25 protein-coding genes and 1 pseudogene are annotated in these 24,081 nt (G+C 58.7%); 16 read left to right on the forward strand and 10 right to left on the reverse strand.

The features are described 5' to 3' along the window. The first annotated feature begins 18 nt into the window (after window positions 1-18). From NO934_RS19095 to NO934_RS19140, 10 genes are all read left to right on the forward strand, one after another. Complete coding sequence (locus tag NO934_RS19095) at window positions 19-522, forward strand: DUF2231 domain-containing protein (RefSeq protein ID WP_309164303.1); 504 nt, start codon at window positions 19-21, stop codon at window positions 520-522. A gap of 2 nt (window positions 523-524) precedes the next feature. Next, window positions 525-1,553, forward strand: a complete 1,029-nt coding sequence (locus NO934_RS19100; protein ID WP_309164304.1) for an SDR family oxidoreductase — start codon at window positions 525-527, stop codon at window positions 1,551-1,553. 23 nt (window positions 1,554-1,576) lie between these two features. Continuing rightward, window positions 1,577-2,455, forward strand: coding sequence for a manganese catalase family protein (locus NO934_RS19105; RefSeq protein WP_309164305.1), 879 nt, complete (start codon window positions 1,577-1,579; stop codon window positions 2,453-2,455). Between the two features lie 18 nt (window positions 2,456-2,473). Further along, on the forward strand, window positions 2,474-2,734 hold the full coding sequence (locus NO934_RS19110) for a hypothetical protein (protein WP_309164306.1): 261 nt from the start codon (window positions 2,474-2,476) through the stop codon (window positions 2,732-2,734). Between the two features lie 95 nt (window positions 2,735-2,829). Continuing rightward, entirely contained in the window at window positions 2,830-3,240 is a 411-nt protein-coding gene (locus NO934_RS19115; protein WP_309164307.1) for a nuclear transport factor 2 family protein, read from the forward strand. Window positions 3,241-3,365: 125 nt separating this feature from the next. Further along, window positions 3,366-4,652 (forward strand): SDR family oxidoreductase, encoded by a 1,287-nt coding sequence (locus tag NO934_RS19120; RefSeq protein ID WP_309164308.1) that lies wholly within the window; start codon window positions 3,366-3,368, stop codon window positions 4,650-4,652. Continuing rightward, window positions 4,652-5,125 (forward strand): DUF2269 domain-containing protein, encoded by a 474-nt coding sequence (locus NO934_RS19125; protein WP_309164310.1) that lies wholly within the window; start codon window positions 4,652-4,654, stop codon window positions 5,123-5,125. Before NO934_RS19120 ends, NO934_RS19125 begins: the two co-directional genes overlap by 1 nt. A gap of 843 nt (window positions 5,126-5,968) precedes the next feature. After that, a complete protein-coding gene (locus NO934_RS19130) occupies window positions 5,969-6,358 on the forward strand; it encodes a response regulator (protein ID WP_309164311.1) in 390 nt (129 codons plus the stop codon). A gap of 95 nt (window positions 6,359-6,453) precedes the next feature. Continuing rightward, window positions 6,454-6,588, forward strand: coding sequence for a hypothetical protein (locus tag NO934_RS19135; RefSeq protein WP_309164312.1), 135 nt, complete (start codon window positions 6,454-6,456; stop codon window positions 6,586-6,588). Window positions 6,589-6,638: 50 nt separating this feature from the next. Next, window positions 6,639-6,890: a GreA/GreB family elongation factor gene (locus NO934_RS19140; protein WP_309164313.1), complete on the forward strand. Its 252-nt coding sequence runs from the start codon at window positions 6,639-6,641 to the stop codon at window positions 6,888-6,890. Window positions 6,891-7,017: 127 nt separating this feature from the next. Here the strand turns inward: NO934_RS19140 and NO934_RS19145 are convergent, their stop codons facing one another. From NO934_RS19145 to NO934_RS19155, 3 genes are all read right to left on the reverse strand, one after another. Further along, window positions 7,018-7,788: a slipin family protein gene (locus NO934_RS19145; protein ID WP_309164314.1), complete on the reverse strand. Its 771-nt coding sequence runs from the start codon at window positions 7,786-7,788 to the stop codon at window positions 7,018-7,020. Between the two features lie 10 nt (window positions 7,789-7,798). Next, the gene (locus tag NO934_RS19150) at window positions 7,799-9,247 is read right to left on the reverse strand and encodes a nodulation protein NfeD (RefSeq protein ID WP_309164316.1); all 1,449 of its coding nucleotides are present in this window, start codon (window positions 9,245-9,247) and stop codon (window positions 7,799-7,801) included. 251 nt (window positions 9,248-9,498) lie between these two features. Beyond that, window positions 9,499-10,584, reverse strand: coding sequence for a cytochrome P450 (locus NO934_RS19155; protein WP_309164317.1), 1,086 nt, complete (start codon window positions 10,582-10,584; stop codon window positions 9,499-9,501). Window positions 10,585-11,170: 586 nt separating this feature from the next. Here NO934_RS19155 and NO934_RS19160 point away from each other — a divergent pair. Beyond that, window positions 11,171-11,734, forward strand: coding sequence for a hypothetical protein (locus NO934_RS19160; protein WP_309164318.1), 564 nt, complete (start codon window positions 11,171-11,173; stop codon window positions 11,732-11,734). An 846-nt stretch (window positions 11,735-12,580) separates the two neighbouring features. Here the strand turns inward: NO934_RS19160 and NO934_RS19165 are convergent. The 6 genes and pseudogenes from NO934_RS19165 to NO934_RS19190 all read right to left on the reverse strand — a co-directional run bounded on the left by NO934_RS19165 (window position 12,581) and on the right by NO934_RS19190 (window position 17,460). Continuing rightward, window positions 12,581-13,540 carry an alpha/beta fold hydrolase gene (locus tag NO934_RS19165; protein WP_309164319.1) on the reverse strand — a complete coding sequence of 320 codons (960 nt, stop codon included), beginning with the start codon at window positions 13,538-13,540 and terminating at the stop codon, window positions 12,581-12,583. A gap of 199 nt (window positions 13,541-13,739) precedes the next feature. Next, a complete protein-coding gene (locus NO934_RS19170) occupies window positions 13,740-14,735 on the reverse strand; it encodes an IS30 family transposase (protein WP_309164320.1) in 996 nt (331 codons plus the stop codon). 301 nt (window positions 14,736-15,036) lie between these two features. Next, window positions 15,037-15,555: pseudogene (locus NO934_RS19175) on the reverse strand (transposase). A gap of 28 nt (window positions 15,556-15,583) precedes the next feature. Beyond that, window positions 15,584-15,808, reverse strand: a complete 225-nt coding sequence (locus tag NO934_RS19180) for a hypothetical protein (protein ID WP_309164321.1) — start codon at window positions 15,806-15,808, stop codon at window positions 15,584-15,586. A gap of 672 nt (window positions 15,809-16,480) precedes the next feature. Next, window positions 16,481-17,173: a thioredoxin family protein gene (locus NO934_RS19185; RefSeq protein WP_309164322.1), complete on the reverse strand. Its 693-nt coding sequence runs from the start codon at window positions 17,171-17,173 to the stop codon at window positions 16,481-16,483. A 2-nt stretch (window positions 17,174-17,175) separates the two neighbouring features. Continuing rightward, window positions 17,176-17,460, reverse strand: a complete 285-nt coding sequence (locus tag NO934_RS19190; RefSeq protein ID WP_309164323.1) for a hypothetical protein — start codon at window positions 17,458-17,460, stop codon at window positions 17,176-17,178. Window positions 17,461-17,562: 102 nt separating this feature from the next. Between NO934_RS19190 and NO934_RS19195 the strand changes: the two genes are divergently transcribed. Next, window positions 17,563-18,783, forward strand: a complete 1,221-nt coding sequence (locus NO934_RS19195) for a helix-turn-helix domain-containing protein (RefSeq protein ID WP_309164324.1) — start codon at window positions 17,563-17,565, stop codon at window positions 18,781-18,783. A 9-nt stretch (window positions 18,784-18,792) separates the two neighbouring features. Continuing rightward, window positions 18,793-19,431, forward strand: a complete 639-nt coding sequence (locus tag NO934_RS19200; protein WP_309164326.1) for a PQQ-binding-like beta-propeller repeat protein — start codon at window positions 18,793-18,795, stop codon at window positions 19,429-19,431. 578 nt (window positions 19,432-20,009) lie between these two features. Here the strand turns inward: NO934_RS19200 and NO934_RS19205 are convergent. Further along, window positions 20,010-20,888, reverse strand: coding sequence for a LysR family transcriptional regulator (locus tag NO934_RS19205; protein ID WP_309164327.1), 879 nt, complete (start codon window positions 20,886-20,888; stop codon window positions 20,010-20,012). Window positions 20,889-21,146: 258 nt separating this feature from the next. Here NO934_RS19205 and NO934_RS19210 point away from each other — a divergent pair, with 258 nt between their 5' ends. The 3 genes from NO934_RS19210 to NO934_RS19220 are packed head-to-tail and all read left to right on the forward strand — an operon-like array spanning window position 21,147 to window position 24,043. Then, entirely contained in the window at window positions 21,147-22,256 is a 1,110-nt protein-coding gene (locus NO934_RS19210) for an iron ABC transporter permease (RefSeq protein ID WP_309164392.1), read from the forward strand. A 2-nt stretch (window positions 22,257-22,258) separates the two neighbouring features. Further along, window positions 22,259-23,029, forward strand: a complete 771-nt coding sequence (locus NO934_RS19215) for an ABC transporter ATP-binding protein (protein ID WP_309164329.1) — start codon at window positions 22,259-22,261, stop codon at window positions 23,027-23,029. Window positions 23,030-23,050: 21 nt separating this feature from the next. Further along, on the forward strand, window positions 23,051-24,043 hold the full coding sequence (locus NO934_RS19220; protein WP_309164330.1) for an ABC transporter substrate-binding protein: 993 nt from the start codon (window positions 23,051-23,053) through the stop codon (window positions 24,041-24,043). Window positions 24,044-24,081 lie beyond the last annotated feature (38 nt).

The raw sequence follows: 24,081 nt of genomic DNA on the forward strand, positions 1-24,081 counted from the left end.
TAGCAACAGGAGGGAACCATGGCAAAAAACGAGTTTCGGGGTGTGGCCACCAGGGCCAAGCTGGCAGGACATCCAATTCACCCGATGTTGATACCGTTTCCGATCGCGCTTCTTGTGGCAACTTTCGCCAGCGACCTGGCTTTTTGGGGAACTGCCGATGTTTTTTGGGCTCGAGCATCGTTTTGGCTGCTTGCAGCGGCTCTGGTGATGAGCGCCGCGGCCGCTATTGCCGGATTTGCAGATTTTCTCGGCAATTCCAGAATCCGTTCAATGAGCGACGCGTGGCAGCACATGATCGGAAATGTTGTCGCTGTCGTACTGGCTCTGGCGAATTTCATTCTCCGCTGGAACATGGAGTCGAGCCAGGGAGTGCTTCCTTGGGGCATTGTTCTGTCAGCACTAATCGTGCTGATCCTACTGTTTACGGGCTGGAAAGGCGGCTCACTGGTTTACCATCATAGGATTGGCATGCACCCCGAAGAGCCTGTCGGAGCTGATCCCAAACGATCAAACCGGCGCTGATTATGCTATCCTCGCGCCCCCTGAATGACGCGGTCGTCGTGATTACGGGAGCATCGAGCGGCATAGGCCGCGCCTCGGCGATACTTTTTGCACGAGAGGGCACACGCCTCGTCCTCGCATCTCGAAACTTAACTGCTCTTGAACCCGTTGCAGCAAAATGCCGGACGGCGGGTGCGGAAACTTTGGCCTTTCGGATAGATATGGCCGATGAGCAGGATGTCGAGCAGCTGCGTACAGATGCCGACCGCGCTTTTGGCCGCATAGACGTCTGGGTTAACTGCGCTGCCGTGCTTTTCTTCGGACGGTTCGAAGACGTTCCGGCGAATACGTTCAAGCACATAATCGACAACAATTTGATGGGTTACGTCCATGGCGCGAAAGCGGCCATCGTGCAGTTCCGCCGTCAAGGAGACCGCGGGACACTTATCAATGTGGCTTCCATGCTCGGTGTGGTCTCGGAACCAAACGTAAGTGCCTATGTGGCGAGCAAGTTTGCCATCCGCGGACTGACTGCCTCAATTCGTCAGGAGATGGCTAACTCCCCCTCGATCCGAGTGTGCACCATCTTGCCGGCAGCGATTGATACGCCAATCTACCAAAAGGCGGGCAATTTGTGCGGCAAACGCGCCCGCTCGATCCTCCCTGTTTATCGAACCGAACGCGCTGCAAAAGCAATACTGAGGGTTGCAAAGCGCCCGCGGCGGGAGGTGAGAGTAGGCGGATTCGCGTTTGCGCTCGATCTGGCTTGCCGGCTCGCGCCGAGCATCGTCGAACTGAGCATTGGACGGTTCGGCCCCGGTCTTCAGTTCACTGAGGAGCCCCAGCCACCGTCCGATGGAAATTTACGTGTCAGCAAGCCTCCTCATGTGGAAAGAGGCGGTTGGCGCGAACACTGGAGGAGAAGGCTCGGGCTGAGCAGCAAAGAAGACCCGCCGATAGCTGGGATGCAAAAACGGCATTCATCGGAGGCAAGCACAACTTCAGAGCAACTCCGGAACACCTCGAAGCCCCGCTCGTTAGACGATGATTGAAGCCGTCAGAAGGGAAAACGATTATGTTCTTCAGGACCAGCCAGTTCCAGTACGACGCTCGGCCAGAAAGACCAGACCCGGTTTATGCCAACAAACTTCAGGAAGTTCTTGGCGGGCAATGGGGCGAGATCAGCGTGATGATGACCTACCTCTTTCAGGGGTGGAATTGCCGTGCGCCGGCAAAGTACCGAGACATGATTCTCGACATCGGGACGGAAGAAATTGCCCATGTCGAAATGCTGGCGACGATGATTGCGCGCCTGCTCGAAAGCTCACCTGTCGAGGCACGGGAAGATGCTGCGAAGAATTCTGTCGTTGGGGCGGTCATGGGTGGCGCGCGAGTCGAGGACGTGATTGTCGCTGGCATGAATCCTCAGCACGCGATCGTTTCAGGAGGTGGTGCCACTCCGACCGACAGCGTCGGCTATCCTTGGACCTCGCGCTATACGATCGCCTCAGGCAATCTTCTGGCGGACTTCCGCTTCAACGTCACAGCGGAGTCGCAGGGACGTCTACAGGTTACGCGGCTCTACGAAATGACAGATGATCCTGGGGTCCGCGATATGCTTGCCTTCCTGATCGCGCGCGACACCATGCACCAGAACCAGTGGCTAGCTGCCATTAAAGAGCTTGAAGCGGATGGGCTCGAACAGACGCCGGTGCCAATGAGCTTCCCTCAGGAACAGGAAAAATCGGAAGTCGCCTACCAGTACTGGAAGTGCTCTGACGGTAATGCGAGCCAGGATGGCCAATGGGCATCCGGGCCTTCCGTCGACGGAAAAGGGGAAATCGAGTTTCTGTCCGACCCTCAGCCGCTTGGGGAAAGGGTCGATGAACTTGCTCCTGCCGATCCGCGACTCCACGGCACCCCCAAAAAGCCGATGCCTCCAACCTCGTCGTGATGCTCTGGGAAGTCTCTCGTGGACGATATCGATGAAGCACCCGCTGAAGACGAGCAGGTCCGCCTGCTCGTCGAGAGCTACAAAAGGGCCGGTGAGGGTGTGGCAGCCGCAGAGAAGGAGATTGCAGCTTTCAGGAATCCGGTTCAGCAAGAAGCAACGGATGCTAAGCGGCTGAGTGAAGCCCAGGAGCGGTTGAAGGTGTGGCAGCTAACATTGGATGAGGTTAGCGAACGACTTTCAAAACGGCTGACCGAGTCGAACAGTGGCAAAGCCAATTGACCCGCTTGTTTCGCATTTATCCCACCCATCAATATTGGGAACGGAGCTCGATCACCCGCTCTCAACACCCAATGGCATCGCGAGTGGACCACGAAATGAGCATAAAGGATGAACGCTCCACAGAGGTGGTGTTCAAAGATCATGTAAGACTTCGCCTTGAGGGAAAGCTGGAGGATGATCTTGAGCGCAATTATTCAGAACACGTCGTTCTATTGACGGTGAATTCCAATGCGCAGGGTCACGATGCCATTAGAACCTCGGCGACGAGATTGGAAGAGCAACTGCCGCAGGCTAGCTTCGAGATAATTGAAATGCAGACCAACGGACCATTCGCGCTCCTGATATGGTCGGCGCGATCGTCCGGGATGGACGCAGTGGAAGGAGCGGACAGCTTCGTGATCGAGAACGGAAAGATCGTTTTCCAGTCCATTCACTACGGCCTTAAGAGCGGTGCAGGCGATCATGCTCGCGGAGCAACCATAGACGGCCATCCGAATGGTGATTAGCACTGCCGCTAGCTGCGTTTGCAACTTACTACCGGGTCGCTCCGGCAGGGTTTTTGGCAGGAGCGCTCAATGCGGCACGGATCTACGGCTGAAAGCAGTTCGCTGAGCTACAGAAGGACCTGCCAATGAGGGTGCTTGTCCTGGGCGCGACCGGGTTCATCGGAACAGCTGTCTGTGCGCGTCTAGCCCAGGAGGGTCACATCGTCGTCGGCGCCGGGCGCAGAAAGCCGCAGGTCCAACCCCTGTCGGTAGACGAGTGGGTTTGTGCGGATCTTAGCACTACACAGATGCAAGACTGGCTTTCAGTTCTCGATAACGTCGAGGTCGTCGTGAATTGCGTAGGTGTGCTGCAGGATAGTCCTCGGGAGAGTACACGCGCTGCTCATGTGAAAGGGCCAGGAGTTCTCTTTGCGGCGTGCGCCGATGCAGGTGTGCGCCGCGTCATCCACTTTTCCGCCATCGGCGTTGATCGGCATCAGGCTTCTGCCTTCTCGGCGACCAAGTTGGAGGGCGACGAAGCGCTGATGGCACTGCCCCTCGAATGGGTTATTCTGCGGCCATCGGTGGTTCTGGGACCGGCAGCATTCGGTGCGAGCGCACTTTTCAGGGGCCTCGCGGCGCTTCCAATTCTGCCCGCAGTGCGCAACGCTGGTTCTTTGCAAGTTATTGCACTGGAAGATGTCACCGAGGCGGTCGCATTCTTCATGCGATCGGACGCTCCTGCGCATATGACGGTCGAATTGGCCGGTCCAGAGCGCCTCTCCATGTCAGACGTTGTCGTAGTTTATCGGCAGTGGCTGGGATGGCGGCCGGCAATAGCCGTTCAGGTGCCTGATTGGGCCTCCAAATCGATGTATCGTCTCGGTGACATGGCCTCAGCCTTGGGCTGGCGTCCGCCCGTCCGTACAACGGCCATGCTGGAAATCAGGCATGGTGCCATCGGCGACCCCCGGCCATTGATCGATGTCACTGGCATTGAACCCGTGAGGCTGAGCCAAACCCTTGCGCAGAGGCCGGTCAGCGTACAGGAAAGATGGTTTGCTAGGCTCTACTTCCTCAAGCCGCTCCTGTTCGTTATTCTTGCTGCGTTCTGGATGCTGACAGGCATCATCTCGCTCACGACGGGCTTTCCGATTGGCGTCGATCTCATGGTGCAGGCGCGAACGGGATTGTTGGCCGCGCCAGGCGTGATTGCCGGTGCGATCGCCGACATTTCGGTCGGCCTTGCCATCGCGTACCGGCCGACCACATTCTACGGCCTCTGGGCTGCGATCGCCCTGTCGTGTTTTTACATCGTCGCTGGAACGATTCTGCTCCCTGAATTGTGGAATGAGCCGCTTGGTCCGCTCCTCAAGATCTGGCCCATACTTGCCGCACATGGGGTGGCATTGGCGATCCTGGAGGAACGCTGATGGTCTATTTCGCGCTCAAATATCTCCATATCATAGGTGCGTCGGTGCTCTTGGGGACAGGGGCTGGTATCGCCTTCTTCATGCTTCTCGCGCACCGCACCGGCGATCCACATACGGTTGCTGGTGTAGCCCGCATTGTTGTCATCGCCGACTATCTTTTTACCGCCACAGCGGTCGTGGTGCAGCCGATCACAGGCGTCGCGCTCGCCTGGCATGTGGGTTACAGTTTGTGGGAGCACTGGATCGTCCTTTCGATTTTGCTCTACCTTATCACGGGAGCGTTCTGGCTCCCTGTCGTGTGGATTCAGAGCCAGATGCGGCGCGAAGCCGAAGCAGCGCATCGATTGGGTGCGGCCTTGTCCTCCCGCTATCATAAGCTGTTTCGAATCTGGTTTGCCTTAGGATTTCCGGCCTTTGCCGCGGTTCTCCTGATCTTCTGGCTTATGATTGAACGCCCGCCGCAGATCTGGTGACGGGCAGGGGGACGAAATAGACCGCTCCGCCATAACGTCGGTGAGCAGCGAGAGGCTCAAAAGGAGCCCTCCCGTGGCAGGAGGTCAGCATGACGATGACCATGACCAGGTACATGATCTTTGCGGCGCCGGTGCCGCGCTCGCGTCGTTTGGTGCGACGGCAGCGCTAGCAAGGATGGAAGGCAAGCCGGCCTTGCAACCAATCAACTCATCGAGCCACTGGCTCTGGGGAGAGGCCGCTGGAAATCATGCGGAGCCAAATGTCGCTCACACCGGGATCGGCGCTGCCACGAACGCCGGGGCAGGATTTTTCTGGGGCACCATTTTGGGGTCGATTCTTCACCGCAAGCGGAGTCTGCCTACGAAGTCGCCGTACAGGAGCTCGAGATGCACGGTCCTCCACGTTATTTCACGCCCGACTGGAAAACGGCCGCCTCCTCAGTCGCCAAACTCGCCGCATTGGAACCGCGGCTGGCGGTGAGCGGTCACGGGCGCGCCGTTCCAGGTGCAGAGATGCGGGAAACGCTGAAGCAATTGGCCGAGAATTTCTTCGAATTGCGGTCCCGGAGCATCTCCGTTGATCGAAGATCAGTTGTGTGTTCCGATTGGGGTTGGCAAGCGCCCGAGGTCGCAGCCAAGCACCGACTCGCGAACGTCTCGGAGATCATGCGGACGGCCCCGGAGTGACTGTAAAGACTGGCACGGGCAGGGTCGGGATAGTCGGCCGCACAGGGATCTCGCTGGAGATAGGGCCGCCGAAGGAGGAGCCTGGTCGCAGGCGCGGAACTTGAGCGGATTGATGGCCGTTCCGGGCACAGGAACCGTTGCTCGATCGAGGCCTCAATGCTGACCAGGACAACCGATAGCAACCGCGGCCGGGGCCGGAAAATTCTCGTTGCCGAGGATGACTACTTGATTGTTTCCGACCTTGTGCAGTGGTTGGAGCGCACCGGTTTCCACACCATTGGCCCCGTTGCCAACCTCCAGGATGCCTTGTTCGAGATAGAACATGAGCCGCGCCTCCAAGGAGCTCTACTCGATATCAATCTTGGCGGTGAATGGTCTTTCCCCGTCGCCGATGCTCTCAGGGAGAAAGGCATACCTATAGTATTCACCACGGGGTACGATAGGGATGTAATCCCCGATCGCTTCAATGACGTCGAGATCTTCAGGAAACCGATAGATCCCATAACGATCGCCGAAACTCTTGTACGCCTCGGCGAAGCTTCTTGATTTTTCTTGTGAGGAAATGCGCTGCCTGCAGGGATTGTACCCGTCGTGGGAAGAGTTGATGATCCATGGGTGAAGCGGAGCGAGGATGACTACAAATGAAGCGCGTTGCCGAAGGCGGAGGGCCGCCGAAGATCACGGTTTCCAACATCGCTCATGTGCGCCTTTCCGTCTCGGCGGATGCAATTTTCGAAAAGGAGCCGGAGGTCAGCGAACAGCTCCGGCCGAAATGAACCAGGCCGAGGTCGTGCGAGCCGACCAACTGCCAGCGACCGTCGTAGCAATGAATTCGACCGTGGAATTCAAGGATGATCAGGACCGGTCCAGAACCTTGACGCTGGTCTATCCTGACGTGGCCGATATCGAAAAGGCCAGAATTTCGATTCTGACGCCGATCGGAGCTGCGCTGATCGGGCTGACCGAAGGACAATCAATTTCCTGGACCGATCGCAGCGGCGGCCTACATCGTCTCGAGGTGATCACCGTCGAGCAAGTTCCGGTCGGCCCGCAACACGTCGACAAGTCGCGGTTGTAGACGCTGCACGACAGCCTCGGTGCTTCCATACCGAGAACGGCAGCACCATCATGAGCCCCGGATATCGGTGAGGCGACGTGGTCAGGGGACGGATCGACGGCGACGCATCGAGAACCGACCGTGATTTCTATGTCTTCTTCTCCACCAGCTGCGATACGAGGCTGGCGAGCTCGGTGGGGAAGGGGAAGATGATTGTAGAGTTTTTCTCGCTGGCGATCACGTTGAGCGTTCCGAGATAGCGCAGCTGCATGGCCTGCGGTTGTCTGGCCAGTATCTCTGCCGCTTCCAGCAGTTTCTGGGCGGCCTGCTGCTCGCCCTCGGCATTGATGATCTTGGCGCGACGCTCGCGCTCGGCTTCCGCCTGGCGGGCAATGGCGCGGATCATCGATTCATCGATGTCGACGTGCTTGATCTCGACGTTGGCCACCTTGATGCCCCAAGCGTCCGTCTGGACGTCAAGGATCTCTTGAATATCCTTATTGAGCTTGTCGCGTTCGGCCAGCATCTCGTCGAGATCGTGTTTGCCGAGCACCGATCGCAAAGTTGTTTGCGCGAGCTGGCTGGTGGCCATCATGAAATCCTCGACCTGGATTGTCGCCTTTTCGGCATCCATGACCCTGAAATAGAGCACTGCATTGACGCGGACGGAGACGTTGTCGCGCGAGATAACGTCCTGGCTGGGAACGTCCAGCACCAGGGTGCGAAGGTCCATCCGGACCATCTGTTGCACAAAGGGAATAAGAAAAATGAGCCCCGGTCCTTTGACGCCGGTGAACCTGCCTAGGGTGAAGACCACGCCACGTTCGTATTCCCGCAGGATTTTGATCGCCGCAGCGAGAATGACCAACAGGATGACAAGCGGCACGAGATAAAAGGCGATATCGGTGATTATAGCCATGGACTTTCTCCTAATTATCGGAGGGGTGAAGGACCTTCTCGCCCCTGCGGGCGACCTGAAGCGTCAGCCCCGATAGACCGGTCACGCATACATTTTCGCCCGGAACGAGAGGCTCGGGCGAAACGGCCTTCCAGCGCTCCCCATGCGCGATCACGTAACCCGCCCCCTCCGACCAACTTTCGACCATGGCCGAAATACCGATCATCTGCTCGGTGCCGGTGACGATCTTGCGTCGATGCGAGGTGACGGCAAGGCGTGCGATGAGGAGGCTCAGCGCGAGACTGGCCAAGGCGATGCCGCCCAGTACCGGCAAAGAAATTTCCAGACCCGGAACATCTCCATCGAACAGGATCGTGGCGCCGAGCATCAGGGCGAGCGCTCCGCCGATGCCGAGAATGCCGAACGAGGGCGCTAGTGCCTCCGCCACGATCAGCCCCGTACCAAGCAGTAATAGGCCGATTCCAGCGAAATTCACTGGCAGGATGGCCAGCGCATAGAGACCGGTGACAAGGCTGATAGCTCCGATCGTGCCGGGCACAAGCGCGCCCGGATTGATGAATTCGAAGATCAGGCCGTAGATGCCGACCATCATCAGGATGAGCGCGACGTTCGGATTGGTGATCACGGAGAGCAGGCGTGTGCGCCAGTCCGGCTCGAGAACCTCTATAGCCAGCTTTGAGGTTTCGAGACGGACCTCCTGTTGGCCGACTTGCACCGCAAGGCCATCCGCCTTTCCCAGAAGCTCGTTGAAGTCCGTAGCCGTGAAATCGATCACGTCCTGCTGTGCGGCCGCAGCGGACGACAGGCTTGCCGCTTCGCGCACGGCCCGCTCGGCCCAATCGGCGTTTCGGTCGCGCAACTCGGCCAGTCCTCGGATATAGGCCACGGCATCATTGATCGCCTTGGCCTCGGCTGCGTTAAAAGACGCCGGTGGTCGTGCTCCCGGTTGGCCTTCCTCCTGTGGAGCGGTTTGACCGTCCGCCTCAGCGTCTGTCTCACCGCCGAAGGGCGATCCACCGCCGATGGCGACCGGCGTTGCCGCCCCCAGGTTGGTCCCCGGCGCCATGGCCGCAATATGGCTCGCGTAAAGGATATAGGTGCCGGCGCTGGCCGCACGCGCGCCGCTCGGCGCCACAAAACTGGCGACGGGGACAGGGGAGGCGAGTATCGCACGGATGATGTCGCGCATCGAGGTATCGAGCCCGCCCGGAGTGTCCATCTGCAGGATCACCAATGCCACGTCCCGTTCGGTAGCCTGCTGCAGACCCCGGATTATGTAGTCGGCCGTCGCAGGAGTTACGGGACCGTCCAGTTGCAGGACGAGGGCCTGTCGGCCGTCAGTGACCTGCGCGGTAGCCACGCCGAAGGCGGACGCCAGGGCCAGGAGCAAAAAGGCAAGTGCTCTGCCCCCGCGCCTCCAAGTCTCTCGACAGTTTCCCCTTCGGGTCTGGACGTTCATTCCATCGAAAGGCTAGGAGCGCCGGTGGTCGGGATGTCCGTCGCTGCTACTGCCTATTCAAACAGGTTCCCTCGAAGGCATAAAGAGAAACGCTGGCTGCAGTTCCATAGGATTGTGACCAGCCGGACAGACCGAAAATGAAATCCCAGACCGCTCGGAGTTTTGGGCAGCCACGTCGAGATCGCGAACGCCCCCGACAAGTTGCATGTTTGCTGCCACGCCATTGGTACTGGACCCCATGCGAGCACGCGCTAAATCGGCTTTCGCCGCACGTTGGAGAGGATCATACCACTGCTCGGTCTGGCCGGCATGCGATTGAGCGGCATCATCAAATTTTGGCTGGGCACGTCATATTCCATCTCTTCTACCAGCAGTCTAGTCGCCTCGCGAATGACAGCGACGGTGAATTGTTCGCCCGGACAACGGTGTGTCGATCGCGCGTCCCCGCCACCCTGCGGGATGAAGTCGAACCCCTGCCGGCGCCAGGAGAGATTACGGTCGGGATCGAACACGTCCGGGTTCGGAAAGCTGCGTGGATCATGGGTGGTGCCGTAAAGATCGAGCATCACCCAGTCGCCCTCGCCGAACTGGTGCCCCCGCCAGCCGAATGCGTGCCGGGCAATACCGCCGATCACGGGAAAAAAGGGATATAGGCGTCGCACCTCTTCGGCGAAGCGCTCGTAAAGCGCGTCGTCGCCTCCGGGGAGAGCGACCCTCCAGTGCGGATGGTTATGAAGGGCCAAAGCGGCGAACATGATGTAACGCCCGATCGCCAGCGTAGGCCGCAAGATATTGAGTATCTCGACAGTCGCCTCTTCCTTGGAGAGCGACCGGCCGTCCGCATCGCGATAGCCAGCCACTATTGACAGCGGAGTGTCGTTAGCGTCGCCCTGTCTCGCCGCTTCAACCAAGCCGGCCACGAACCGTTCGGTCCTCCTGCGCCGCATGAGCGCGACAAGTACGGCAGGGCTGACGCTGCCTGCATCTTCGATCATCGTGCTGAGTTCGCCGGCGAGTTCCACGTCTGACTTTCGCTCAAGCGGCACGCCCGTCCAGAGGCAGATGGCACGGGTGAGGACCAAATTCGCTTCATCGAGCAAGACAATTGAATTACGCTGCGACCACTCCCCAAGCGCAGAGAGCCATTGGCCGCGAAAGATGTCGATAAAGCGCTCCTCGGCCTCGTCATCCATCAAAAGGCTGATGAACATCGCCTTACGATGGCGATGCGCCTGACCATCGAGCTGCTGCACACTTCCTTGGTCCTGCAACAGGCGTAGCACCGTCGGCGGCATGGCACCGCGCCGGCGGGTGAAACGATCTCCATTGTAAAACATTTCGGCCGCCGCCTCTCCGCGCATGCAGATTACGGGCTTGAGCATGAGCCGGGCGGAAAACCGATCGCTCGCCAGCCTATCGCAGTGGCGGCTGATGAACTGATACCCCTCGCGCAGGAAGGCGAGCGTGTGGTCGAAGCCCTCGAGCCGAGGAGTTTCCAAGACTGGTTCGGCCATAATGATCTTCCGTTCGCTTTCGTGTCCGACGCGAGCTGCCCGCATATGTCGTCTCAAGCCCCAGATCGCCGCGGAAGTTCCAGGCGGGATCTCCGCTTATAGAGAACCTGGGAGAAAGCCGGTGCTTTCCCTCAGGGCTTCTTCGGCTCCGGAGTCGAAGCATCATGGCCAAATCGAAAGCTCGCCGCCGGCGCGGTGAACCGAAAAGCCCGGTGACGCCAAAAGAGTGAGTTCAAGGGCGCTTCCAAGTTCAGGCGCGAGTCCGAGAGCGAATGGAAACTCGAAAAATGGTCTCGACAGACCGGGAGGGAAGCTCGAGCGCAGCTTTCAATCTAGGTTGGGAGCCCGGATCGGTAGGCGTCTCCGCGTATTGCCCCGTTATCTGCTTCACCCATCGGAGACCGATCCGATGGCACGACATCAAAACCGCGACGGCCGTAACATCATTTCCGACCGGTTCTGGGGTGATACCCCCGGACTCGACCGTCTTGGCCATCCAGATCCACGCGGCATTTCGGGCGGCTATTACGGCTCGAACGAGGAGGATGTATATGATCCCTACGATTTCGACCGCCCGCGCGAGGGACGGGAAGGCCGCCCTCGGACCAACCAGGGAATAAAAAACCCCACCCACGTTGACGTCGGATACGGACCCGATCAGCCCGTGCCCCGCGGATTTGGTCTCGCTAATGCCGCCCACGAGCGCCATCGTCGCGGCTTTTCCGGTCACGGCCCTAAAGGTTATCAGCGCGCCGAAAACCGCATACTTGAAGACGTGTCCGACCGACTGATGGACGACCCCTATCTCGATGCCTCCGGAATAGACAATGCAGGAGAGGTGCGTTTGGACGGCAGCGTGGATGCGCGGGCCGACAAACGCCGCGCAAGATGTGGCCGCCGATGTTCGGGAGTGGACCACGTCCAGAACAACCTGCGTGTCCAGCACCGGGACGCATCAGGAGCTTTTGGATGAGGGCAGCCAATCATGGGATGGTCCAGTGCCCCGAAAAATCGGCACTACCGGCCGCTTGTTCCTCGTCGATGCAGCCCATGGCTGCGTTCATGGGACCCTCGATGAGCTCCTGCATCGCACGTCTTGCGCAATTTCGGCAGAGTGCCCCGCTCGTGGGCTGGCATTCAAATTGGTTCGTATTCCCCAGATCACCCGACTGCCGTACCAACAAGCATACTTCCGCGCATCTGCACAGCTCATTGGTGGAGTTCGTGGCCGCGCGGAACGCCAGGAATCCGGCAGCGTTTCGCGGACCGCAGATGTCCGGGAGCAATTCCATAGCCCAATTGTAGTCGGGGTCGCCATGCGCCGGAAGTGCGAGCCAGCGATGCGACGAGATGAGAAGCCAGTTCGAATAAGCTAGGCTGCTGTTTGGTCGCTCGCTGTCGGCGATGAGGAAGTTTGAGCGTTGCCCGGGTTCGGATCGAGCGCTCGAAATTTCAACATTCTATGGGATTTATGGCATGGCGCGAGACCGCGCTTGCGCTGCTGCCTCGACGGCAGATCTTACCTTCTCGGCGAAATCCAACCATCAAGCGCGTCATTGCAAAGGCGCATCAAGCGCGGAAATTCCTCATCATTCCTAGGCCAAAACAAATCGAGACCTTCGAGTTCTCATACGCTGTCGGCGACAATGACGCCGCCGCTGGGAAGACGCAGGCTTAGAGCTTTGCCAAAGGGTCTATCGCTCATCACTTCCTCATTGATAGTAATTGCTTAGAAGCGGTGAGATGGAGGATCTCGGCAATGGATTTATGTTAGCGGCGCCAGTTTCAAGATCCAATGTCAGTCGTCTCTAGTTGCGCGCTAGAGCGTCGCGAGAAATCCGCTCAGTGCAGCCTCATACCGGGCTGGGTCACTTTTCCACGATTGTATGTGGTCAGATCCAGTTCGCAGGTACTCGGTGACGTTCTGACGCCTTGCAACCAGGGCGTCGCTGCTGCCGATCGGAACGACGCTGTCGGTGAAACCGTGGGAAAGAAATATCGGTTCTCCGAACGCGGCGAACTCATTGGTCGTTACTGCCTCCGACAAATGCACCGGCTCGGATAGTCCGCTGAACCAAAGCGCGCCACGTGCCAGAATGGGTGCGAGAGGCAGGTTCATGCGCTCGATCTGATCGGTGAGGATAGCGTGAAAGTCGATTGCCGGCGCGTCTAGCACGATGGCCGAAAGGGAGGTGGCAGCATCAGATTGGCGCAAGAACTGGCCGACGATACCGCCGCCCATCGATTCCGCCACAACGATGACGGAAGGAGCGCCATTCTCTGTCGCATACTGCACAGCGGTTTCGAGGTCTCGCCATTCGGTGAGGCCAAAGGCGTATAGGCCGCTGGGATCAGCCGGTTGATCGCTGTCGTTTCGATAGCTGACCATCAAAACCGGCAGGCCAGCCTCATGGAGCGTGGGCAGGAAGCGATAACCGTTCTCGCGCCGGCCACCAATGCCATGGACAAAGATCGCCCATGGAGCATTTGCGTTTTCCTGTGAGGCAGGGATCAGCCAGGCGGCGAGATCGCCTAGCTCACCACTTAACTCGACATCTTGGAAGGCGTAGCCATACGCCTGCTGTGGATCGCCTTCATATCCGATATCCGCAGGGCTTTGGGGCGCCGGCCAGCCGCTGCTCTGTGCGGTCGGAGCGCCAACACGAAGCGTAGCGTCAAGCAGATTGGCAGCTTGCCAGCTACCGATCACGACATACCCGACGAGCAGCACGGCTGCGGTAATGGCGGCCCATTTGAGAAGCTTTGCACCTTTTGTCATACCGGCTCCCTCGTTCTGTCCAAAAGGTGCCGCGCAAAGGATAACATCTAATGACCAACGGCGTAGCTATGGGGAAAGGGGCTACGGACGCTATCGGTGAACCCTCCTTAGAACTGCCAGATCGTAGTGAACGGGGGGGGGGGCGTGTGAGCGATACTCGAAGTGCGACTTCTGAGCTGCGAGGGTAGGGGAGTCCCCGTTAGCCGGCCAGCATCTTTTCCCTGAAGACTTCGGCTGGCGTTTTCCATCCCAGGCATTTTCGGGGCGTCGCGTTGAGGCGATCACAGATGTCCTTGAGCTCAAGATCACTCACGCGGCGCATGTCGAGGTTGCGTGGCAGCCATCTGCGAGCCCGCCGGTTGGTGTTTTCAACTGTGCCTTTCTGCCAGGGGGCTGAGGGATCACAGAACCAAGTCTGCGTGCCAATATCGGCCTGAAGGTGCGGCCAGCCAACAAACTCGGTGCCGCGGTCAAAGGTGATCGACTTGCGCGACTGCAGGGGAAGGTGGCGTATGGCTCGAGCGAGCTTACCCAGAACCAGGCTGGTGCGTTTGTTATCGTTTTTGAGCAGCACGGTGAACCGGCTGACGCGCTCGACCAAAGAGGTGACATTGCGGGCGCCAAAGTGCTGCTTGAACAGCATCAGGTCGCCTTCCCAGTGCCCGAACTCCTGCCGATGCGCCACCACGTCGGTGCGGAATAATATACTGACGTCGCGATGGAATTTGGGTGGGAGGCGCTTCCTGGCGCGCCGCGGTTTGCGCGACTTGCGATGGGTCGGAAGATACCACCACAGCTCTTGGGCCATGCCTTCCTTTGAGTAGACGTAGCGGTAGATCGTCTCCTGGCAAACTCGGCGTGACGCATCTTCATAGCGCATCCGGCCAGCGATCTGTTCAGGGGTCCAGCCATCCTTGATGCGCGCCACGATGAGACGGCGAAGATCTGGATGTTTGATGAGCTTGCGCTTCCGCGATCGACGTTTGGCGCAATCGTTGTGGGCTGTCACAGCAAAATAGCCCACGACATCGGGCAGGTCGGTGTCGCGAAAATGATTGCGCCTGAGTTCTCTAAAAATGGTCGACCGATGGCGTCCAAGGGCCCGTGCAATCTTGCACGCCGGCACATTGGCCTGTCGCCAACGTTCAATCTTACGGCGCTCTTCGAGGGTGAGGTGGCTGTAGTGGCTTCCCATGACAAGATCCTCCTGTGTGATAACCTATTGGATTCAAACAGAAGTCGCACTTGGGAATAGCGCGCACCCCGCTTCAATTTAGATTCGCGTAACATATGTTATGGAACTTTGCCCGGTGGTGGATACTGGATTTTGCGCTTCTATTGTCCCGACTCACATAAGACGACAACGACTCGACATAATGAATAACGGGTGGATTTGTTTCCTCACCGTGCCCCAATACGGCGAGAACGGTGGGCATTTTGGCGGTTCCGTTGCAAATTTTCGGAAAGACAAGAGGCGGCGTTCCGGCAGGCACAATTCAGGCGGCGATCGTCTCGAACTGCTGCTTGAGAGAGGGAGCCGGGTTGAATGCAAAACGGCCTTGGCACTTGCGCATCATTTGAACCATCTCGATGCCGGCCAATGTGACGGCGGCCGAGGAGAGCGCCTTGAAACCGAGCATCGGGCGCACCCGGCGCTTGATGCGACGATGATCCTGTTCAATCCTGTTGTTCAGGTATTGGCTCCTGCGGATGCGGATTGACGCCAAAGCTCGCCGCGACCGATCCTGCAAGCGGTTCTCGGTATCGCAGAGATGATCGCTTCCCGGTTGGTCTCGTCCATGTGCCACTTGCTGCCGACCTGCCGTTTCCGGCGATTGAACCGCTGCAGCAACACAGGTAGAAAATGAACAACCTAGCAGTGTTGTCGAATGGTCGACGCTGATGCCTCGCTCGGCCATCATCTCCTTCAGATCGCGCAAGTTCAGGCCGTAGGCCAGATACCATCGCACGCATAGCAGGATGACTGTTCGATCGAAATGACGGCCTTTGAACATGAAACACGCTCTACAATTGGAGAGGCTTTCATGCCATCCTCGCCTTACCGGAAAGTTTGCAACGGAACCGCTGTGGGCCGTCTTCAGAAGGCTCACCCTCAAGGTCGGTAAGCATTTCTGCTACAGGATCCTGTTCCGATAGCCTATGCAGCATCGATTTGTGTTTTACACCTTCTGCCTGCGCCAGGGCATCGATGTAGGCGCGGGCCAGCAGGTCCGCGGCATCGGCCGCGGGTTCTTTGATTTTCGACATCACGTAGCACGTAGTCCTTCTGGAATGCCTCTTCGGCCCACGAGCCGGCGGGACGAACGGGTGAGATTTCAGGAAGGTCACGTGCTGCTTACGTGAGGTGGGGTATAAGGAACAAAACAGGAACAATGTCAACCCCTGCCCGTCTCGTCTTCGGGCGCACCACCAAGCACAACTCGGAATTGGTGCTGCTCGGACGCTTATCCACAATCGAGAGTACCTTCGACTCGCATTGCCACTCGACAGCCATACAAATGATTTCAGATGTCGCGAGGCTACGAAGCCATGCATGCGGGGACAGAGTTCTGCATCCGGGTGCGCAATTTGATTTCAACTTCGGGATGATTGCGAAAGCGGTCGTTCGGCTGACGACGCACTTCCGGCCATCGAGATCGGTACTGCTGTTTCCTGGAAACGGACGCGACGACTGAGCAAACTGTGGCGATTGCGCCGCGTCCGGTTTTCCTGCCGCCCGGCAGGTGTGCCGGCATCAATTCCTGATTGTGCCGCAGGAGTCGGATCATGCTCCGTCTGCCCATCGTTGCGTCTATTGGACACGAGGCGGAACCACGGATTCATGGAACGAAAGGCAATCGCCGGAATCCCGACGGAATCCGGCGATCACCTCATTTTCTAGTTGATAGCAGGTCAATGTGCCCGTGCTCTCTGGGGCAGCTACTCGTAGCGATCGTGGCGGCGCACCCAGTCCATTCCCTCGGCCTCGTTGCGTCCCTTCGGAGCGAGATCGAGCATGTTGTAGGTGCCCATCATCACCTCGACGCCGCGCCCGTAGGTGGAATAGGTGCGGAAGACCTCGCCCGCGTCGTCCTTATGGAAGGCGCTGACGCCGGGCCATTCCTCGCCGGATTCCTGCCATTCGCCGAAATTGTAGTCGATGTGCCCGCTGGCAACCTCCTCGGGAGTGAAGCTGACGCAGAAGTCGTAGTTGAAGTCGTTGCCGAAGGACGACACCCATTTGAACTGCCAGCCCATGCGTTTGCGGTAGCGCTCGATCTCGGCAAGCGGCGCGCGCGAGACGGCGATCATGGTGACGTCGTGATGCGCCAGATGCTTGTTCATGCCATCGGTGTGATCGGCCATGTAGGAACAGCTCGGGCAGCCTTCCTTCCATCCCGGCGCGAACATGAAATGCTGCACTAGAAGTTGCGAGCGACCGTCGAAGAGATCGGCCAACGCACGCGGGCCCTCTGGCGTGTCGAACACGTATTCCTTCTCGATGCGCACCCAAGGCAGGGCAAGCCGCTCACGGGCAACCTTGTCGCGAAGACGAGTGAGTTCCTTCTCCGCTTTCAGGAAGTTGCGGCGGGCGATCAGCCATTCATCGTGTGAAACAACGGCGTGTTGCATTGTCAGTCTCCTTCGGTTTGAGTGTTGGGGCGCTGCGAACGGGCGGAAAGGAGCTTCATCCACGGCGATAGGTGAAAGAGGCTCATCAGCACGTACATGAGGGCCATGTCGTTAATCGGCACGAAAGCCGACGTGGCAGAGCACATCGTCATGCCGGGCGAGCCGACGGCAGAAATCCAGGCCATCAGCGCGAAGGTCGGGGCAGCGGCAAGCCCTAGCCGGCCTGCCACATCGACCGCCGGCCTGCGCGACGAAGCGACCATTTCTGTTGCGGTGCGCATTGTCATTTCCGGTCCTCTCATTGTATTCGCCGTTTCCAGCGGTTGCGATACCAAGACGCTAGCTCGGGCAGAGGGTCGGGTGAGAGTTACAAGTGTGACGGGATTTCAATGGACTCGCTGATCACTGCCGCTGCACGCGCTCTCTCGGCTGGCGACCCCCTCGCTGCGCTGAAGAGGGTCGCATTGCGCGATGACCCACCGGCGCTGGCGTTGCGTGGCATCGCGATGGCTCAGCTCGGCGACCTCACGCGCGCCAGGGAGCTTCTGAGAAGCGCGGCACGTACCTTCGGCTCGAGAGAGCCTATGGCCCGTGCGCGTTGTGCCGTCGCCGAAGCCGAAATCGCCCTTGTCACGCGCGATCTTGGCCGGTCCTTGCAAACGCTCAACGCAGCGCGGACGGTACTCGAAGCGTCAGGCGACCGATGGAACGCGGCGCACGCTGGCTATCTCCAAGCCCGGCATCTTCTCCTGATCGGTCGTCTCGTTGAAGCCGAAGAGGTGCTCGATGCGTTCGACGCCGGCGTTCTGCCACCCGCTTCGCTGGTCGGGCGCGAATTGGTGGTGGCGGGGATAGCCATCCGTCGCATCATGACGGAGCCAGCGAAAGCCGCTCTGGAGCGGGCAAGACGGGCAGCGGAAAACGCGCGCATTCCAGCGCTTGTGGCCGAGGTCGACCAGGCAGTGCGGGCGTTCGGGGCGCCGGCGGCGCGCTTCGTTACGCGCGACGTCGAGCGGCTGCTCCACCTCGAAGACGTCGAAAGACTATTGGCCTCCGATACGCTCATTGTGGACGCCTGCCGCAACATCGTACGTGCAGGGACAAAGATTGTTCCGCTCGCGGCCCGTCCGGTGCTGCTCGCACTTATCCGTGCCCTTGCGGAGGCATGGCCGGAGGACGTACCGCGCGAAACGCTTCTCAAACGCGCTTTCCGGGCACGGCATGCCGACGAGTCGCACCGCGCGCGACTGCGTGTCGAAATGGCCCGGCTGCGTGAGGCGATCAAACCGCTGGCGGCGCTGAATGCGACCAAGCGGGGTTTTGTTTTGCGGCCTCACGGTGCGGGCAGTGTCGCCGTGCTGGCGCCGCCCGTCGAGGGCGATCATGCCGAAGTGCTCGCTCTGCTCGGCGACGGCGAAGCCTGGTCGAGTTCGGCATTGGCGTTGGGGTTGAGTGTAAGCCCGCGTACAGTGCAGCGGGCACTTGAAGAGCTTGCCCATAAGGGCCAGGTTGAAGCCTTCGGGCGCGGGCGGGCCTGTCGCTGGATCGCGACGAGCGTGCCGGGATTCCCGACAAGCTTGTTGCTCCCCGTCGCAGGAATTTCCAGCTAGGAGACGATCATGAAACATTCAGCTGCCGAAATCATCCGTGAATATGGTCCCTTTCCCGATGTGGACGACGTGGCCGGGGTCAGCTTCGACGGCAGTCAGATCTGGTTCGCAACCGGCGACAGGCTGAATGCTCTCGATCCCGAAAGCGGAGAAATCTTGAGATCGCTCGATGTCGCCGCCCATGCCGGGACCGCCTTCGACGGCGAGCACCTGTTCCAGATTGCCGATGCCGCGATCCAAAAAATCAATCCCAAGACCGGCGATGTCGTCGCCACAATACCCGCGCCCGGGGTTGGCGGTGACTCAGGGCTGGCCTGGGTGGAAGGCTCGCTCTGGGTAGGGCAGCATCGCGGGCGCAAGATTCATCAGGTGGATCCCGAGACCGGAGAAGTGCTGCGCACGATCGAATCCGATCGATTCGTCACCGGCGTCACTTGGGTAGACGGCGAGCTTTGGCACGGCACGTGGGAAGACGGCGGGAGCGATCTACGCCGCATCGACCCGGAAACGGGAGAGGTGCTCGAGCGACTGGACATGCCGCCAGGAACCGGCGTTTCGGGGCTTGAATCCGATGGCGGCGACCGCCTTTTCTGTGGAGGTGGGAGCAGCGGAAAAGTTAGAACCGTACGTCGGCCCGCACGGACTTAAGTGAGCCCGGACTATCGGCCGAATTTGGCAATCCGGCGAATGGCCGCTCCTTGGTGTTGCCCCTCCAAAAGCTGACCGACAGAAAACCACCCCCGAGCAGCCAAAACGCGCCGGACGCCGTGCGAAGCTGATCCGGCAAGAGCCGACCGTTTTGGCCATTCGCATGTGAAAAACAGCTCCTGAATGTCGTCATCCTACGAGACATTCTAAAAACTTGCAGGTGGTGTCGGGCGTGTGCTTCTCAAATCGTCCTGAATTGCAATGGACACGCCAAACGGTGGGCGAGTTTCACCTGCGGTCACCGAAACTCCCGTTGTCGCCTTTCGTGAGTCAGCTCGCGACGCGTTGTCGTCTTTTGTGAGTCCTGTTGTGCTCAATCGTGAGTCGGTACCAAGCTCAACTCGGGTGTCGCGGAGGTGTCGTTATCGGCTTATGAGAGTCGGCTCATCTATTCGCTAGCATTAGCGGATTGCACGACGGGTCAGATCGATGAGCCGCCGGCTCGGGCGCAGAAGCTCAAACCGGTCGCAAAGTCTCATATCCGTGGTCGCGGGGCCGCGACCTCTGCTGATGTGCGTCTATCGGAGCGACCACGCCATTTCGACGATCTCGTCTCGATTGGCCGTGGGGTCCTCCTTGTTCCAAGCGATCGATAGGCCGACCTTGAAATCAATCCCCTCCACATGCCTTAGAACAACGTCACGATTTGGCAATTCATGAGTCCATTCTGGGATGAAACCGACGCCAAGGCCCGAGGAAACCAACGACATCAGCGAGAGGGTATCATCGCAGGTATAAACGACGCTGCCCAGCAAGTCGTGTTCACGGAACTGCTGGTAGAAATACCCTTCGGTGTAGGAGAGATTGGACCGCGCAAAGGCGATGATTTTCTGACTGCGTAAGTCAGTTAGATTGACTTTGTCGCTGTGAGCGAGAGGATTGTCGGCCGGTATGGCCAAAAGGTATCGTTCATGGCCGATACCCAAACATCGAAGAGAGCCGAGATTTTCAAGAGGACGGATGAAACCGATATTGACGGTTCCCGACTCGATCTCGCGGATAATGGCCTCGCTCGTGCCGGTACGAACGTGAATCTTGATGTCTGGAAATCGACGGCCGATTTTAGCGAGGAAGCTGGGTAGGATACCAAAGGTCGCCGGATAGATGGTACCGATGGTGAGCTTTTTGAGATCCTTGCCAGCGATCGCACGGGCGATCGAACACGAATTATCCAGGTCGTTGAGGATGCGTCGGCATCGCTCATAAAAAACCGAACCTGCCTTGGTCATCTGAACCCGCCGTGTCGAACGGATCAGCAACTGCACACCGAGTTCGCGTTCCAGGTTCTGGATCTGAACGGTAAGAGCTGGTTGGGCGATGTTAAGCCGGGCAGCGGCACGGCCAAAGTGCAACTCTTCCGCCAGCGTGACAAAAAAGGAAAGCTGGCGCAATTCCATCTCCCCTCCCCTCTGAGCTCCGGCTAATTCGGATTGAATATGAAACCAGCAGATTCATATTGCAATCTTTATCAGTAGCTTTGCATAAGGAAGAATGATCGACTTTCTCTGGAAACGCTTTCGTCCATCTCAGCGGGCTGAGCGATCGTGCGTCAACCTGCTCAGGTCCACCCTTGGGGTAACATCAAACGACTTGCCGTAATGTTATATCATTGCTATGTGCTGGACGTGTTTATCCTCAGCCCGTCGTCGAGCCGTATGGTGTCTCCCGTCTCTGTCACTGCCTGCCCAAGCGCCACATCGGAACCCAACAAAGGGACACGTTGGCTGGCCACGCATGCGGGAACGACGGCCGCACTGGCCATATTCTCCGTCCTGCTGCCGGTATCTATTCTGGTTGCGATAGGCTTAGGGCCGGCTGTCATTCATCCCGTGGACACAGCTCGCTACCTATGGGCAGCGGTGACCAGCGGCACCATTACTGCCGACGAAGTCACGCGCTACCAAATCATCTGGCAGATCAGAACACCGCGTGTGTTGTTGGCGGCCGTTGTCGGAGCAGGTCTAAGTGCCGTTGGCGTTGCGATACAGACGCTTGTCCGCAACGCATTGGCGGACCCCTATATCTTAGGCGTATCTTCGGGAGCTTCCGTCGGCGCCGTCCTGATCAATACGTTTGGCGCCCTAGGGTTTTTGGGGATTTACGCTGTCACTGGTGGCGCATTTGCGGGTGCGTTGATCGCCGCAGTTCTGGTCTATGCCATTGCCTATGGCCGCATGGGAACCACACCACTCCGACTGGTCCTGACAGGCGTCGCGTTATCTTTCGGCTTTCAGGCGATTATGAGTCTGATTATCTATTATGCGCCCACCGGTGAGGCGACAAGCGCAGTTCTGTTCTGGACCATGGGTAGCTTTGGTGCAGCACGTTGGGGCAGTCTGCCCATCGTAGCCGCCGCTATAATAATCGGCATCGTCATCCTTCATCGCTTCAGTCGACCGCTCGACATCATGTCCTTCGGCGACGAAACGGCGGCCAGCGTGGGCTTTGACGCAAATGAGCTGCGTCGAGTCCTGTTCGTCCTCACTGCGGTGATGACTGGTGCCATGGTCGCCGTGAGTGGTGCGATCGGCTTCATTGGTCTGGTCACTCCCCATATCGTACGCATCCTCTTCGGCGCCAGCCACGCTCGCGTTCTGCTGATCGCCCCTCTGGTCGGCGCCACCTTGATGATTTGGGTCGATCTCATCTCCCGTACGCTCGTTGCGCCGCGAGAGCTGCCGCTTGGGGTTATTACCGCACTTGTCGGTGTGCCCGTCTTCATCATCTTGATGCGACGTCGCGGCTATATCTTCGGAGGGCGCTGACGGTGGATCTTCGCCTCGATAATCTCTCGGTCGCTATCAACGGCAAAGCACTTGTCAGTGCTTTGACCCTGGACGTCCCGCAAGGGCAGGTGGTTGGGTTGATCGGTCCGAATGGATCGGGGAAATCAACCGCATTGCGCTGCGTCTATCGTGCCTTACGCCCATCGGGCGGAGTGATCCGGCTCGGCAACGATGATCTCTCGGCATTAAGCCTGCGTGCAACCGCACAATCGATCGCAGCCCTGACGCAGGAAGCAAGCTCGGATCTGGACTTCACGGTCGAGGAGATGGTGGCGCTCGGCCGTGCCCCCCATCTAAAGGGAAATCGGCGTCTTGACGCACGGGAACAGGATCTTTGCGCCAGAGCGATGGCTCAGCTTGACGTCGCTCACTTGGCACATCGCGGCATGCTTGACCTATCCGGTGGAGAACGCCAACGCGTCATGATCGCCCGAGCGCTCGTCCAGGAGCCGAAAATCCTGGTGCTTGACGAGCCGACCAATCACCTCGACATGCGCCACCAGATCGAGTTGCTCTCGCTTTTGAAAGGATCGGGACTGGCCGTATTGGTCGTCCTGCACGACCTCAATTTGGCGGCGGCCTGTTGCGATTATCTTGGCGTGATTTGCGATGGCCGATTGTTTGACGCCGGCACGCCTCGCGAGATCATGACTCCCATGGTGGTCCAGGAGGTATTCGGCGTCGACGTCATCATCGTTGACCACCCGCTGACTGGCTATCCGCAGCTATTCTACACCCTGACCTCTTCCTGAACATAAAAGGATCATTCGATCATGGCCGGCTTTCCTCTGGAGCGTCTTGTGCTGCCCACGTCAATGCTCTCGCTCGTCCTGGCCGGATGCGGGGCTCAGATCGAAGCCGACGACGCGGAAGCCCGCATCGCCACAGTCCAGCGATGTGCGGAAGACGTCGAGTACACGGTTCCCCAGCGCGCTGTGGTCTACGAAGGCGGTAGCGCCGACAAACTCTTCGTTTTGGGGCTGACCGAGCATGTTCACGGCTATGTCATGCCCCCTGCAAATCCACCTGTTTCCCAGTCACCCTGGGCATCGGAGTATGAGAAGGTGGAATTTCTAAGCGATGACCTTCTCAATCGCGAACTAGTCGTCGACGCAAATGCAGATTTCGTGGTCGCCGGCTGGAATTCCGGCTTTTCAGATGCTCGCGGCATCACGCCCGAGATTCTCGACACACTGGACATCATGAGTTTTATGCATACCGAGTCCTGCTTTAACTATCCCGATTTCCCACAGCGGGTGACGCCCTTTGAGGCTTTGTTCAGTGATCTCGAGCGGCTGGGACAGATCTTTGATGTTGAGGAAAGGGCCGATGAGATCGTCGCCAGCATGCGTGACCGGATTGAGGCCGTCTACGCGCAGGTGCCCGACGGTGAGCCGGTCCCGGTCTTCCTCTATGATTTCGGTGAGGATCAGCCTTTTACCGCCGCCAGCCAGGTACCACCCAACGATATCATTCGCCACGCGGGTGCGATCAACATCTTCAACAATCTCGATGCGCGTTGGGCACAGGTCAGTTGGGAGGCTGTCGTGGAGGCCGAGCCTGAAGTGATCATGATCCTCGATTATGGGGATACCCCAGCAGAGGAAAAGATCGCCTTTCTTAAAGCTAATCCAGTGATGGAAACAGTTCCTGCCGTAATCAATGATCGCTTCTTCGTCCTCAATTATAACGAGGGGATCAGCGGCCCGCGCACTATTGACGGGCTGGAGAAATTCGCCGCGTACCTGCGCGAACTCGATCTCTGATCGCAACATTGCGGTGCCGTATCGCTTCGATACGGCGC

The organism is Pelagibacterium sp. H642, from assembly GCF_031202855.1.
Lineage (GTDB): Bacteria > Pseudomonadota > Alphaproteobacteria > Rhizobiales > Devosiaceae > Pelagibacterium.